This window comes from Agromyces sp. P2_B3 (genome assembly GCF_056404815.1).
In genome coordinates this window covers 45,192-59,131 of record NZ_JBFUDH010000010.1, presented here as the reverse complement: position 1 = coordinate 59,131, position 13,940 = coordinate 45,192, and the positions used below count along the sequence as shown (strand labels likewise).

The window sequence follows — 13,940 nt, the reverse complement described above, 5'->3', positions numbered from 1 at the left end:
GCCGAACCCGCGCTCGCATGCTCCGAACCGCGGGTTCGGCATCCACTCGTCCGGTCGTCAGTCCAGGCGGGCGCGGAAGCAGCGGGTCAGGTAGGGGACCGCGAGGTCCTCGGCCCCCGCGAGGTCGGGGTGGGTGGCGAGCAGCGTCTCGAGGGCGGCGATCGTGGCCGCCTGCTCCTCGGCCGGCGCCGTGATGAAGTAGCTGCGCGACCGCACGAGGTCGAGGAACCGCGCGCGCGACATCCGCCCGCTCCACTGCACCGTGTGCTCCTCGATCTCGCCGAACGGCGGCCCGATCTGCACGTAGCTCTCGAACGTGGCGCTCGCGTCGTGGCGCTCGTGCATGATCTCGCCGGCCTGCCGCAGCCAGTCGACGCTGGTGTCGCGGCTGTTCCAGACGAGGCCGAGCACGCCGCCAGGCTTCAGCACACGAGCGATCTCGGGCACCGCACGGTCGGGCTGGAACCAGTGCCAGGCCTGGCCCGCGACCACCGCGTCGACGGCGTCGTCCTCGATGGGGATGTCCTCCGCCGTGCCGAGGATGCGCGGCACTCCCGGCACGGCGACCTCGAGCTCCTCGAGCATCTCCTCCACCGGGTCGACCGCGATGACCTCGCGGTCGAGCGCGACGAGCGCCTCGGTGAGCTTGCCCGTGCCGGCGCCGAGGTCGAGCACCCGAACCGCGTCGCCGACCAGCCAGGCGACCGCCTCGACCGGGTAGCCGGGCCGCGACTGGTGGTACACGGATGCCGCGGCGCCGAACGAGCGCGCGCTGCGCACGGTCGCGGGGTCTGCGGGGTCGGCGACGAGGCCCGGTGCGTTCGCCGCGTCAGGGACGGGAGCGGATGCCGCAGCCGAGGCGGCACCGGATTCGGGAGTGGGTGCGTCGGTCATGCCGTGATCGCCATGCGCTCGATGGCCGACCCGTCGGGCGTCAGCCGGAACGTGAAGGTGGACGGGCCGGTGAACCCGCCGCCGCCGACGTCGGCGAGCACGACGACCTCGCTCCCGCCCACCCGGACGTCGGTGACCGAGAAGGTCTGCTGCACGCCGATCGACTCGCGGCGGCTCCACTCGGCGATCTCCTCGGCACCGCGGAACTCGCGGCCCCAGTCGTCGATGACGCCGTCGTCGTCGAAGGCGGCGACGAAGCGGGCGAGGTCGCGGGCGTTGGTGGCGGCGAACGCCTCCGCCACCGGTGGGGGCAGGTCGGTCATCCGGTCTCCTCGCCTCGAGGCACGCCGTCGTCGCGGCGGTTCCGGTGCCATTCCACGCCCTGGCCGCGGCATCCGTCAACCCGTTCGGCGCCGATCGCCGACGCGCGGCGCGACGCGCCCGGCCGTGTCGGAACCGCGTGCGACGATGCACGCGTGCCAGTGGACTTCACCGCGATCGACTTCGAGACCGCCAATTCGTCGAGCGCATCGGCCTGCTCGGTGGGGCTGGTGAAGGTTCGCGACGGGCGGGTGGTCGACCGGGTGCACTGGTACATCCGGCCGCCGTTCCCGCACAACGACTTCTCGGAGTGGAACATCCGCATCCACGGCATCACGCCGCAGATGGTGGCGGATGCCCCCGGCTGGGCCGAGCACCTGCCCGCGCTGCGCGAGTTCGCCGGGCACGACGTGCTCGTCGCCCACAACGCCGGGTTCGACATGGCCGTGATCGCGAAGACCTCCGAGGCGATCGGCGTGGCCGTGCCCGACTATCGCTCGCTCTGCAGCCTGCAGGTCGCCCGCAAGACGTATCACCTCGAGTCGTACCGGCTGCCCGTCGCGGCGATGGCCGCCGGCTTCGAGGACTTCTCGCACCACGACGCGCTCGCCGACGCCGAGGCGTGCGCCGCGATCGTGGTGCACGCCGCGAAGCGCCACGAGGTCGACGACCTCGACGGCCTCGCGCACGTGACGCGCGTGCGGTTCGGGGCGATCGGTCCCGTCGCCACGGGCGAGCAGCGGGCGATGCACGGCCCGATGGCGCTGCAGTAGCGGCGGCACGGGCGCATCCGCGCCCGGCCGGGGCAGTGCCCGGGCGATGTCGGCGGCCGCTGCGACACTGTGGACATGGACCTCCTCGCACTCCTCATCGGCCTCCTGGTCGGCGCCGTCCTCGGCGGCCTCGCGGTCGCCGTCTGGTCGTCGAGGCGCACGCCGACGGCGCCCGTCGCCGAAGACCCCGCGCTCATCGAGGCGCGTCACCAGGCGCAGCTCGCCGAGGTGCGCGTCGGCGAGGAGGCGGCCAAGTCGCTGCTCCGCGAGGAGCTCGCCGCCACCCAGGCCACCGCCGAGGCGCTGCGCGAGCAGATCCTCGCCGCCCAGCAGCAGCAGCGCGAGCTCGTCGAGCAGCACCGCGCCGAGCAGCAGGCCCGCGAGGCGCGGGAGCAGGCCGAGAGCCGCGTGCTCCAGGCACTGGCTCCCGTCAAGCAGTCGCTCACCGAGATGCAGTCGAAGGTCACCCAGCTCGAGTCGCAGCGCAGCCTCCAGCACGGCGAGCTGTCGCAGCAGCTGAAGTCGGCCGCCGAGTCCGAGGAGCGGCTGCGCTCGACCGCCGAGGCGCTGGCCTCAGCCCTCCGCTCCAACAGCACGCGAGGGGTCTGGGGCGAGACGCAGCTCCGCAGCGTGGTCGAGGCCGCGGGCCTCCTCGAGCGCGTCGACTTCGACGTGCAGTCCAGCATCTCGAGCGACTCCGGCCACGGGCGGCCCGACATGGTCGTGCGCCTGCCCGGCGGCAAGTCCATCGCCGTCGACGCCAAGGTGCCCTTCAACGCCTACCTCGAGGCCAGCCAGATCCCCGCGACCGCGACCGGGGCCGAGGCCGCCCGCCGCGCCGACTTCATGAAGCAGCACGTGCAGGCGGTGCGCGCGCACATCACGGCGCTCGGCTCGAAGGGCTACTGGAACGGGCTCGACGCCTCGCCCGAGCTCGTCATCGCGTTCATCCCGAGCGAGTCGCTCGTCTCCGCCGCCCTCGAGACCGACCCGAGCATCATGGAGTTCGCGTTCTCGAAGCGCGTCGCCCTCGCCTCGCCCGTCACGCTCTGGTCGGTGCTGAAGACCGTGGCGTTCTCCTGGCAGCAGGACGTGCTGACCAATGAGGCCAAGACCCTGTTCGACCTGAGCCGCGAGCTCTACTCGCGCCTCGCCACCACGGCGAGCCACATCGAGAAGCTCGGGCGCACGATCGAGCGCAGCGTGAAGGACTACAACGCCTTCGTGGGCTCGCTCGAGCGCCAGGTGCTGCCGACCGCGCGCAAGCTCGGCGCCCTCGATGAGTCGAAGGTGCTCGCGCCCCTGCGGGGCATCGAGGAGGCGCCCCGCGAACTCACCGCCTTCGAGCTCGTCTCGGGCACCGGCGCCGACCTCGACCCCGAGATCCGCCGACAGCTCGAGTCGCCCGACGCCGTCGCTCGCGACTGACGCTCGCCGCTACCCGACGAGCACGCTGAGCACGTTGCCCGCGGGGTCGCGGAACCAGGCGATGTCCGGCCCCTGGCCGGTCGCGCTCCCCCGCGCGATGCCGCGCTCGTCGGTGCCGAAGTCGTCGGGCGCCGTGTAGATCTTCGTCTCGATGCCGGCCTCGTTGAGTTCGTCGACCGCACGATCGATGTCGTCGACCATGAGGTTCAGGATCGTGAACGACGCCGGCTCGTGGTTCGGCTTCGGGTACACGAACACCCGCTGGCTCGACGGCAGGATGACCTGCAACGCGCCCATCGCGTCGTCCTCGACGGGCAGGCCCAGCTTGGTGCCATAGAACTCCCGCGCCACGGCGATGTCGTCGACGCTGAACCCGGGGAATGCATCTCGAACGGTGACCATGCGGCCCCTCCTTCGCTCGCGACCAGACTCGCACGCGAGTCGTCGCCAGGTCGAGCCCCTGCAACGGTCAGCCGGGCTCCGGATCGGCGCGGCGCGACGGCTCCGCCCGTGGGTGCGGCTCGGCCACCGGGCGGGGCTCGGCCCGCGGGTGCGGCTCCGCCTGCTGGTGCGGCTCGTCCGCCGGCGCTTCGAACCCGGCCGCCGCCTCGGCCCCGGTCACCGCGTCGACGTCGGCGTGACCGTCGAGCGGATGCGCCAGCTCGTCGTCCTTCAGGCGTGCGAGCGCCAGCGTCGCGAACGCGAGGAACGGCGGCACCAGCCCGGCGATGAGGAACGCCGGAGCGAGCCCGATCGCCTCGCCGACGGGACCGGCGACCGCCATCGAGATGGGCATGAGCGCGAGCGAGACGAAGAAGTCGAGGCTCGAGACCCGGCCCAGCATCGAGGGCGGCACGCGCCGCTGCAACAGCGTGCCCCAGACGACCTGGGCGCCGTCGAACAGCACGCCGACGATGAACAGGGCGATCACCATGACCCACAGCCACGAGGTGAGCCCGATGATCGCGAGCGGCACGCAGCCGACGCCCCACGCCAGGATCATGAGCGTGAGGTACCGGCGCGGAAGGCGCAGCGAGGCGACGGTCAGCGAGCCCACCGCGCCGCCCAGGCCGAACGCGCCGAGTGCGAGGGCGAACGCGCCGGCGCCGCCGCCGGTCTGGTCCTTCACGGCGAATGGCAGGAGCACCTCGATCGGCCCCATGATGAGGAAGACCAGGACGATCGAGAACACGAGCGTGGCGAACAGCCACCTGGTGCGCAGCAGGTAGGCGAACCCGTCGCGCAGGTCGATGAACGACTGGCGCACCGGATGCGCCCGCACCTCGTCGAGGTCGCGGCGCACGGGCGTCGTGCGCATCACGGCGAGCACGATCGCGGCGACCACCTGCAGCACGGCGACCGCAGCGAACGCGAGCCACGGCGCCTGCACGGCGATGAGCAGGCTCGCGAGCGCGGGGCCGGCCGCCTGCATCACCGCCGGGCGCAGCACGCCCTCGATGCCGTTCGCCGCGAGCAGCTGCCCGGCCGGCAGGATCGCCGGCAGCCACGCGGAGTACGCCGGGTAGAAGAAGCCGTCGGCGAGGCCGAGCACGAACGAGAGCACGGCGATGTGCCAGACCTCGATCACCCCGGTGGCCGCGAGCACCGCGGCGACGGCGAACGCGAGCCCGCGGACGATCTCGACGACGATGAGGATGCGCCGCTGCGGGATGCGGTCGGCCGCGACGCCGCCGATGAGCACGGCGAGCACCAGGCCCAGGCTCGACCCGACCGCCACGTACGACAGGTCGATGGGCGAACCGCCGAGCTCGACGACCTGCCACACGGATGCGACGAGCCACGCTCCGGCCGACAGCAGCGACGCGGCGAGCGCCGCGACGAGCAGGCGGTACTGGCCCGACCAGAACGGGCGGAGGGCGCGCGGCAGCGTGGTCGCGTCGGTCATCGGCCCATTCTCGCGTGCGCCGCGGACATCCGCCCGCGGCATCCGGTCAGCGGTCGGTCTTGTCGAGCCATTTCTCGACGTGGTGATCGGCGACGATGCGGCGGATCGTGCCCGACCGACCGCGCAGCACGATGCTCTCGGTGCGGATGATCGGCCCCTTGCGCCGCACGCCGTCGACGAGCTCACCGTCGGTCACGCCGGTCGCGACGAAGAACGTGTTGTCGCTGCGCACGAGGTCGTCGAGCTCGTAGACCTGGTCGCAGTCGAGCCCGGCCGCCTCGCCGCGCGCCCGCTCGGCGTCGTCCTTCGGGGCGAGCCGGCCCTGCATGAACCCGCCGAGCGCCTTGATCGCGCACGCCGTGGTGATGCCCTCGGGGCTGCCGCCGACGCCGACGCACATGTCGATGCGCGACTCGTAGCGCGCGGCGTTGATGCCGCCCGCGACGTCGCCGTCGCTGATGAGGCGCGTGCCGGCGCCGGCCGCGCGGATGTCGGCGATGAGCTGCTCGTGGCGGGGACGGTTGAGCACGGCGACGCGGAGCTCGCCGACCTCCTTGCCCTTCGCCGCGGCGAGCGCGCGCAGGTTCTCGCCGATGGGGTTCCGGATGTCGACGACGCCGATGCCCGAGGCATCCGTCACGATCTTGTCCATGTAGAAGACGGATGACGCGTCGAGCATCGTGCCGCGGTCGGCCACCGCGATGACCGAGAGCGCGTTCTGGCGGCCCGCGGCGGTGAGCGAGGTGCCGTCGATCGGGTCGACCGCGATGTCGCAGGCGGGGCCACGGCCGTTGCCGACCCGCTCGCCGTTGAAGAGCATGGGGGCCGCGTCCTTCTCGCCCTCGCCGATCACGACGACGCCGTCGAAGTTGACGGTGCCGAGGAAGGCGCGCATGGCGTCGACGGCGGCTCCGTCGGCGGCGAGCTTGTCGCCGCGTCCGATCCAGGGGGACGAGCGGATCGCGGCCGCCTCGGTCGCTCGCACCAGCTCGAGCGCGATGTTGCGGTCGGGGTGCAGGAACAGGGTTGCCGTATCGGTGCTCACCATGGAGGGTCCTCCCGGACGCTGTGTCATCGGCCCCGGCGATCGCGGCCGTCGCGCGGGCAGGGTGACGCCCGCGCTCCAAGCCTAGGGATCCGGCGTCGTCGCCGTGATGGATTCGGGCTGAACGGCGCCGAAAGAATCGAGCTTCTTAACCCTGGGGCAACGGCTGCGCCGCGCGCCGGCCCTGCCGGCCTGACGGCAGCGCCTCGGCCAGCGGACCGCCGACGACCTCGACGAGCGCGGTCGCGGCCGGGCCTAGTGCGCTCGCCGTGACCGGTGCCACGGCCACGAACGCCGGTGCGGCGCAGAGCTCGTCGAGGCTCGCCACGCGGTCGACGTCGATGCCGGCGTCCGCGAGGCGTCGCACCTCGCGCCGCGACTGCGGGGCGAAGCGGGCCTGCATGACGCCGCCGTGGGCGCGCACGATGGCCGCCTCGAGCACCCCCTCGGGTGCACCGCCCACGCCCAGCAGCAGGTCGAGCGAGCCACCGGATGCCGCGGCGTGCACGACGCGCTCGATGTCGCCGTGCTCGAACGCGCGCAGTCGCGCCCCGGCGCGCTCGACCTCCGCGGCGAGGCGGGCGTTTCGGGGCCGTGCCTGCACGGCCACCCGGAGCTCGTGTACCGGCACGCCGCGTGCCTCGGCGAGCCGCGCCAGCAGGTCGGGAACCGGGTCGCCGAGGCTGAGGCCGGCGTCGGGGCCGGCGTGCACGAGCTTGTCGAGGTAGTACGCGGGCCCGAGGTCGAGGAACGATCCGGTCGGCGCCACCGCGAGGATCGCCATGGCACCGGGCCGGCCGGCCGCCGCCAGGCGGGTGCCGTCGACCGGGTCGACGACGAGGTCCAGCTCAGGTCCGCCGCCCGTGCCGAAGCGCTCGCCCGGCTCGAGCATGGGCGCCCCGTCCTTCTCGCCCTCGCCGGCGACCACGCGCAGCGCCGCCGGCACCGTGGCGAGCGCCACGCGCAGGGCGTCGACCGCGGCCGCGTCGACGGCGTCGGCGTCACCGGATCCCACGAGCGGGACCGCCGCGTCGGCGGCCGCCCGAACGGCGGCGGCGAGCGCCGCGCGGAGCTGCGGAGGGAAGACGGTGGTGTCGTCATGCATCGGGCCATCCTCCCCCATCGCCGACCGCACGGACGACGCGCGGCCGCGGCATCCGCGACTCATGAGCACTCCTCGCCACCTCGCTAGACTCGGACGCGAACCCTGACGTGACCTCGAAGGAGCACCATGCCCATCGCAACCCCGGAGCAGTACGCCGAGATGCTCGACACCGCCAAGGCGAAGGGCTTCGCCTTCCCGGCGTTCAACGTCTCCTCCTCGCAGACGCTGAACGCCGTGCTGCAGGGCCTCACCGAGGCGGGCTCCGACGGCATCATCCAGGTCACCACGGGCGGCGCCGACTACTTCGCCGGCCACACGGTCAAGGCCCGCGCCACCGGCGCCCTCGCGTTCGCGAAGTTCGCCCACGAGGTGGCGAAGTCCTACCCGATCACGGTCGCCCTGCACACCGACCACTGTCCGAAGAACGCGCTCGACGACTTCGTGTACCCGCTCATCGCCGCCTCCGAGGAGGAGGTCAAGGCGGGCCGCAACCCCATCTTCCAGTCGCACATGTGGGACGGCTCGGCCGTGCCCCTCGACGAGAACCTCGAGATCGCCAAGCAGATCCTCCCCCGCATGAAGGCGATCAACGCGATCCTCGAGGTCGAGATCGGCGTCGTCGGCGGCGAGGAGGACGGCGTCAGCCACGACATCAACGAGCACCTCTACACGACCCTCGACGACGCCATCGCGACCGTCGAGGCGCTCGGCCTCGGCGAGCAGGGCCGCTACATGGCCGCCCTCACGTTCGGCAACGTGCACGGCGTCTACGCGCCCGGCAACGTGAAGCTCAAGCCCGAGCTCCTCAAGGAGATCCAGGACGGCCTCGCCGCCAAGTACGGCACCGGCCCGAAGCCCCTCGACCTCGTCTTCCACGGCGGCTCCGGCTCGACCGACGAGGAGATCGCCACCGCGGTCGCCAACGGCGTCGTGAAGATGAACATCGACACCGACACGCAGTACGCCTTCACGCGCTCCGTTGCCGGCTACATGTTCTCCAACTACGAGGGCGTGCTCAAGGTCGACGGCTCCGTCGGCAACAAGAAGCTCTACGACCCGCGTGCCTGGGGCAAGGTCGCCGAGTCGGCGATGGCCGCGCGCGTCGGTGAGTCCACGAGGCAGCTCGGCTCCGCCGGGCAGTCGATCAGCGCCTAGGTTCCGGATGCCGGAAGAGCACGCCGCGGGCACCCCCGACGAGTCGGCCCCCAGGTCGACCCCCGGGGGCGTTCCCACGCCCCCGCCCGCACCGCGCGACGAGCGGCCGCGCCCGCAGTACGGGGAGTACGCGCCCGAAGGCTGGACGTGGACTCCGCCGCCCGGCGAGACCACGTCCGACCCGGCACCGCAGATGACGGCCCCGCCCGCTCCGCGGGTGCCCCACACGCCGTCGGCGCACGCCGTCGCCGCGGCATCCGCTCGCGAGCACCGCCCGCCGCGCCCGGCCGACCGCGCCGTGACGATCCTGCTGCTCGTCATCGGCGTGCTGGGCGCCTGGCTGTCGGTCGGCGTGCTGCAGGCGCTGCCCCAGTCGCTGCAGCTCCTCCACACGCAGGAGGGCATCGATCCCTACACGCCCGGGCCCGAGATCCCGGGGCTCATCCTCATCGGCTCGATCGTGCAGGTGGTCATCTGGGTGGTCGCCGCGGTCGGGTCGGTCGCGCTCATCCGCGCCCGCCGCCCGTCGTTCTGGCTGCCGCTGGCCGCGGGGGTGCTCGCGGCCATCGCCCTGTTCGTGTGCACCGCGATCGCCCTGAGCGGCGACCCGTCGCTCATCGACCAGCTCACCGCGACGCGCACCTGAGTCTCCGGCGGCACGCATGACCGAGGCCGGCGAGCCGGGGGAAGCCCCGGAGCGCCGGCCTCGATCGTGCCGCCTCAGCTCCTGACCGGCTGCGACGCCGCCTCGGCTGCCTCCTCGTCGGATTCGCCGGCGATGACGCCCGGCACGCCCGTGGGCTCCTCGACCGACTCGACCTCCTCGGCGGGCGCCGCGAACTGCGCCTCGTAGAGCCGCGTGTACGCGCCGTCGGCGGCGAGCAGCTCGCCGTGCGTGCCCTGCTCGACGATGCGTCCGTCCTCCATCACGAGGATGAGGTCGGCGTCGCGGATCGTCGACAGCCGGTGCGCGATGACGAAGCTGGTGCGGTCGCGGCGCAGGGCGTTCATCGCGTTCTGCAGCAGCAGCTCGGTGCGGGTGTCGACCGAGCTCGTCGCCTCGTCGAGGATGAGCACGGCTGGCTGCGCCAGGAACGCCCGCGCGATCGTGATGAGCTGCTTCTCGCCGGCCGACAGGTTCGATGCCTCGTCGTCGAGCACCGTGTCGTAGCCGTCGGGCAGCGTGCGCACGAAGCGGTCGACGTAGGTGGCCCTCGCCGCGTCGATGATCTCGTCCTCGGTCGCACCGGGCCGGCCGTAGGCGATGTTCTCGCGGATCGTGCCCGTGAACAGCCACGTGTCCTGCAGGACCATCCCCATGCGTGAGCGGAGCGCGTCGCGGGTCATCCGGGTGATGTCGACGCCGTCGAGCGTGATGCGGCCGTCGTCGAGCTCGTAGAACCGCATCATGAGGTTCACGAGGGTGGTCTTGCCGGCGCCCGTCGGTCCGACGATCGCGATGGACTGGCCCGGCTCCGCCGTCAATGACAGGTGGTCGATGAGCGGCTTCTCGGGGTCGTAGCTGAACGAGACGTCGTCGAAGACCAGCCGGCCGGATGCCGCGTACTGCGCGTCATCCGTTGCAGGCCCGGCCTCGGGCTCGACGGGGTCGGGCGTCTGCTCGTCGGCGTCCAGCAGCTCGAACACGCGCTCGGCGCTCGCGATGCCCGACTGCAGCAGGTTCGCCATGGAGCCGAGCTGGCTGAGCGGCTGCGTGAACTGGCGCGAGTACTGGATGAACGCCTGCACGTCGCCGAGGCTGATGGTGCCGGCGGCGACCATGAGCCCGCCCACCACGGCGATGGCGACGTACACGAGGTTGCCCACGAACATCATGGCCGGCATGATGATGCCGCTCACGAACTGGGCGCCGAAGCTCGCGTCGTGCAGTTCCTCGTTCTTGCCGGTGAACTCGTGCTCCACCTCCCGGCGCCGCCCGAACACCCGCACCAGGGCGTGGCCCGAGTAGGCCTCCTCGATGCGCGCGTTCAGCGTGCCGGTGTGCGCCCACTGCGCGATGAACTGCTTCTGCGAGCGCTTGGCGATGACCGTGGTGATGAGGATCGTGAGCGGGATGGTCACGAGGGCGATGACCGCGAGCAGCGGCGAGATCCAGAACATCATGGCGAGCACGCCGATCACGGTGAGCAGCGAGGTGAGCAGCTGGCTCATGGTCTGCTGCAGCGACTGCGAGATGTTGTCGATGTCGTTCGTGACCCGCGAGAGCAGCTCGCCGCGCTGCATCCGGTCGAAGTACGACAGCGGCAGCCGGTGGATCTTCGCCTGCACCTCCTCGCGGAGGCGGTACACGGTGCGCTGCGTGACACCGTTCAGCACGTAGCCCTGCGCCCACGAGAAAAGGGACGCGAGCACGTAGAGCACGAGGACCCAGCCGAGCACCATGGCGAGCGCGTTGAAGTCGATGCCGTGGCCGGGGGTGAGGGTCATCGCCTGCACCATGTCGGCCTGGCTGGTGTCGCCCGACGCGCGGAGCTGGTCGACGACCTGCTGCTTCGTCGCGCCGGCGGGCATCTGCGAGGAGACGAAGCCCTCGAAGATGATGTTCGTGGCCTGGCCGAGCAGCTTCGGCCCGAACACCGTGAACACGACGCTCACGATCCCGAGCAGGATCACGGCGACGACGAGCGGCCGCTCGGGGCGGAGTCGGCCGAGCAGGCGCTTCGCCGACGGCCAGAACGACGCGGGCTTCTCGGTAGGCATGCCGGCGCCGCCGAACGGGCCGCCGCCCATCGGGCCGCGACGCGGCGGCATGGGCAGGCGCGCGGGCGCTGCGGGCGCGGGGGTCGCCGCAGTCGACGGTGCGGCTGAGGGGCCCGGGGTCTTCGATGTGCTCATGCCGCGGCCTCCGCGCTCAGCTGGCTCTCGACGATCTCGGCATATGCCTCGCTCGTCGCGAGCAGTTCCTCATGGGTTCCGGTCGCCGTGATCCGGCCGTCGTCGACGACGAGGATCCGGTCGGCGTTCACGATCGTCGCCACGCGCTGGGCGACGACGATCATCGTGGTGTGCGACCGCGTGCGGGCGAGCGCAGCCCGCAGTCGCGCGTCGGTCGCGGTGTCGAGCGCCGAGAACGAGTCGTCGAACACGAGGATCGGCGGTCGCTTCACGAGCGCCCTGGCGATCGAGAGCCGCTGCCGCTGGCCGCCCGAGACGTTCGTGCCGCCCTGCGCGATGGGCGCGTCGAGCTGCCCGGGCATCGCCGCGACGAAGTCGCGACCCTGCGCGACCTCGAGTGCGTCCCACAGCTGGGCGTCCGTGGCATCCGGATCGCCGTATCGCAGCGTCGAGGCGACGGTGCCGGCGAAGAGGTAGGGCCTCTGGGGCACGAGGGCCAGCTGGGCGTTGAGCAGGTCTGGGTCGAGGTCGCGCACGTCGACGCCGCCGATGCGCACGCTGCCGCCGGTGGCGTCGAAGAGCCGGGCGATGAGGTTCACGATGGTCGTCTTGCCGGCGCCGGTCGAGCCGATGATCGCCGTCACCTCGCCCGGTCGGGCCGTGAAGCTGACGTCGTGCAGCACCGGCTCCTCGGCGCCCGGGTACGCGAACTCGACGTGCCGGAACTCGACGGTGCCCGGCGCGGTGAGCGCCATCACCGGCGACTCGGGGTCGGCCACGGTCGGGGCGGTCTGGAGCACCTCGCCGATGCGGCCGGCCGACACCGCGGCACGGGGCAGCATGAACGCGATCATCGTCGACATCATGACCGCCATGAGGATCTGGATCAGGTAGCTGAGGAAGGCGGTGAGGGAGCCGATCTGCATCGAGCCGTCCTCGACGCGGAACGCGCCGAACCAGAGCACGGCGACGCTCGAGACGTTCAGCACGAGCATCACGACGGGGAACACGAGCGCGAACAGCCGGCCGGCTCGCAACGCCGTGTCGGTCAGCGCGTCGTTGGCCTCCTCGAAGCGCGAGCCCTCGACGCCCTCGCGCACGAACGCGCGAATGACGCGGATGCCGGTGAGCTGCTCCCTGAGCACCCGGTTCACGCCGTCGATGCGCTTCTGCATGGACTGGAACAGCGGCACCATGCGGGAGATGATCAGCCCGAGCGCGATGAGCAGCACGGGCACGGCGACGACCATGATCCACGACAGCGCCCGGTCCTCGCGGAGCGCCATGATCACGCCGCCGATCGCCAGGATGGGCGCCGACACGAGGATGGTGCAGCCCATGAGCACGAGCATCTGCACCTGCATGACGTCGTTCGTGGTGCGGGTGATGAGGCTCGGCGCCCCGAACCGCGACACCTCCTGCTCCGAGAAGTCGCCGACCCGGCGGAACACGGCCGACCGCACGTCGCGCCCGAACCCCATGGCCGCCCTGGCGCCGAAGTAGACGGCCGTGATGGCACAGGCGACCTGCAGCAGGGTCACGCCGAGCATGACGCCGCCGGTCGAGACGATGTAGGCCGTGTCGCCCTTCGCCACGCCCTCGTCGATGATGTCGGCGTTGAGGGTGGGCAGGTAGAGCGACGCGATGGACTGCGCGAGCTGGAAGACGACGACCGCTGCGAGCAGCGCCCAGTAGGGCCGCAGATGGCGGCCGAGCAGTTTCATCAGCATGGGTCGGACTCCTCGTCGGTGGAGTGGGTGGCGGATGCCGCGGGGCCGGCGGATGGCGCGGGGCCGGCGGAGGACTCGCGCGCGATGCCGTGCACGACGAGGTGCGCGAGCGTGTCGACGTCGAGCCCGGTGGTCGGACCGAAGTGCGGCATCGCCGAGGCGAACGCGACGAGCCGCACGAACTTGAAGACGTCGGCGGGCGACACCCGGAGCGCCTCGAGGTCGGGGGCCAGCAGCTCCTCGAAGATGCCGAAGATGACCTCGGGCTCTGCCGACTGCGGTGGGCGGGGCTTGCCGCCGAGCGCCGCGAACACGCCGAAGATCCCCGTGAAGCGGTCGAGGAACCGGTCGAGGATGAGCTCGACCTTGAGCTCGAGCGGCAGCGTCGGGTCGATCTGCCGGAGGGCCGCGCGGAAGGGCTCGGGATCGAGGAACTCCTCGACCGCGGCGTCGATGATCGCCTCCTTGTCGTCGAAGACGCGGAAGAGCGTGCCCTCGGCGACGCCGGAGGCCTCGGCGATCTGCCTGGTCGTCACGTCGCGACCGAGTTCGACCAGGAGCGGCAGGGTCGCGCGCGCGATGGAGGCACGGCGCTCATCGACGGACATCGGCTTCGCACGGGTGGTTCGCACGGTGGTGGGCATGCGAGCGAGAATAATGAGTGAGCGCTCACTCCGCAAGCGAGGTCGCCCGCTGTCCGCGGACGGCGAACGCCCCGGCGACCGAG

General features: G+C 71.9%; 13 protein-coding genes. 4 read left to right on the top strand and 9 right to left on the bottom strand.

Annotated features, from left to right (window positions below; all coding sequences use genetic code 11):
• Positions 1-57 precede the first annotated feature (57 nt).
• Both AC1DZA_RS14580 and AC1DZA_RS14575 read right to left on the bottom strand, forming a co-directional pair.
• The gene (locus tag AC1DZA_RS14580) at positions 58-894 is read right to left on the bottom strand and encodes a class I SAM-dependent methyltransferase (RefSeq protein ID WP_476773275.1); all 837 of its coding nucleotides are present in this window, start codon (positions 892-894) and stop codon (positions 58-60) included.
• Entirely contained in the window at positions 891-1,217 is a 327-nt protein-coding gene (locus tag AC1DZA_RS14575; RefSeq protein WP_476773274.1) for a nuclear transport factor 2 family protein, read from the bottom strand. The genes AC1DZA_RS14580 and AC1DZA_RS14575 overlap by 4 nt, the downstream gene beginning before the upstream one ends.
• A 153-nt stretch (positions 1,218-1,370) precedes the next feature.
• Here AC1DZA_RS14575 and AC1DZA_RS14570 point away from each other — a divergent pair, with 153 nt between their 5' ends.
• Positions 1,371-1,988: an exonuclease domain-containing protein gene (locus AC1DZA_RS14570; RefSeq protein ID WP_476763237.1), complete on the top strand. Its 618-nt coding sequence runs from the start codon at positions 1,371-1,373 to the stop codon at positions 1,986-1,988.
• A gap of 75 nt (positions 1,989-2,063) precedes the next feature.
• Positions 2,064-3,416 (top strand): DNA recombination protein RmuC, encoded by a 1,353-nt coding sequence (rmuC, locus tag AC1DZA_RS14565; protein WP_476773273.1) that lies wholly within the window; start codon positions 2,064-2,066, stop codon positions 3,414-3,416.
• 9 nt (positions 3,417-3,425) lie between these two features.
• On the opposite strand, the gene AC1DZA_RS14560 is transcribed toward rmuC, so the two are convergent.
• From AC1DZA_RS14560 to AC1DZA_RS14545, 4 genes are all read right to left on the bottom strand, one after another.
• Entirely contained in the window at positions 3,426-3,818 is a 393-nt protein-coding gene (locus AC1DZA_RS14560; RefSeq protein ID WP_476773272.1) for a VOC family protein, read from the bottom strand.
• Positions 3,819-3,885: 67 nt separating this feature from the next.
• A complete protein-coding gene (locus AC1DZA_RS14555) occupies positions 3,886-5,322 on the bottom strand; it encodes an MFS transporter (protein WP_476773271.1) in 1,437 nt (478 codons plus the stop codon).
• Positions 5,323-5,368: 46 nt separating this feature from the next.
• Entirely contained in the window at positions 5,369-6,370 is a 1,002-nt protein-coding gene (glpX, locus tag AC1DZA_RS14550) for a class II fructose-bisphosphatase (RefSeq protein ID WP_476763849.1), read from the bottom strand.
• Positions 6,371-6,515: 145 nt separating this feature from the next.
• Positions 6,516-7,472 carry a fructose-bisphosphatase class II gene (locus AC1DZA_RS14545; RefSeq protein WP_476773270.1) on the bottom strand — a complete coding sequence of 319 codons (957 nt, stop codon included), beginning with the start codon at positions 7,470-7,472 and terminating at the stop codon, positions 6,516-6,518.
• 126 nt (positions 7,473-7,598) lie between these two features.
• On the opposite strand from AC1DZA_RS14545, the gene fbaA reads away from it, so the two are divergent.
• Both fbaA and AC1DZA_RS14535 read left to right on the top strand, forming a co-directional pair.
• Positions 7,599-8,627 (top strand): class II fructose-bisphosphate aldolase, encoded by a 1,029-nt coding sequence (fbaA, locus tag AC1DZA_RS14540; protein WP_476763808.1) that lies wholly within the window; start codon positions 7,599-7,601, stop codon positions 8,625-8,627.
• Positions 8,628-8,634: 7 nt separating this feature from the next.
• On the top strand, positions 8,635-9,273 hold the full coding sequence (locus AC1DZA_RS14535; RefSeq protein WP_476773269.1) for a DUF6264 family protein: 639 nt from the start codon (positions 8,635-8,637) through the stop codon (positions 9,271-9,273).
• A gap of 74 nt (positions 9,274-9,347) precedes the next feature.
• On the opposite strand, the gene AC1DZA_RS14530 is transcribed toward AC1DZA_RS14535, so the two are convergent.
• Genes AC1DZA_RS14530 through AC1DZA_RS14520 form a run of 3 tightly spaced genes read right to left on the bottom strand, consistent with a single transcriptional unit; the run spans position 9,348 to position 13,857 of the window.
• A complete protein-coding gene (locus tag AC1DZA_RS14530) occupies positions 9,348-11,483 on the bottom strand; it encodes an ABC transporter ATP-binding protein (protein ID WP_476773268.1) in 2,136 nt (711 codons plus the stop codon).
• Positions 11,480-13,213 (bottom strand): ABC transporter ATP-binding protein, encoded by a 1,734-nt coding sequence (locus tag AC1DZA_RS14525; protein WP_476773267.1) that lies wholly within the window; start codon positions 13,211-13,213, stop codon positions 11,480-11,482. The genes AC1DZA_RS14530 and AC1DZA_RS14525 overlap by 4 nt, the downstream gene beginning before the upstream one ends.
• The gene (locus AC1DZA_RS14520; RefSeq protein ID WP_476773266.1) at positions 13,207-13,857 is read right to left on the bottom strand and encodes a TetR/AcrR family transcriptional regulator; all 651 of its coding nucleotides are present in this window, start codon (positions 13,855-13,857) and stop codon (positions 13,207-13,209) included. The genes AC1DZA_RS14525 and AC1DZA_RS14520 overlap by 7 nt, the downstream gene beginning before the upstream one ends.
• Positions 13,858-13,940 lie beyond the last annotated feature (83 nt).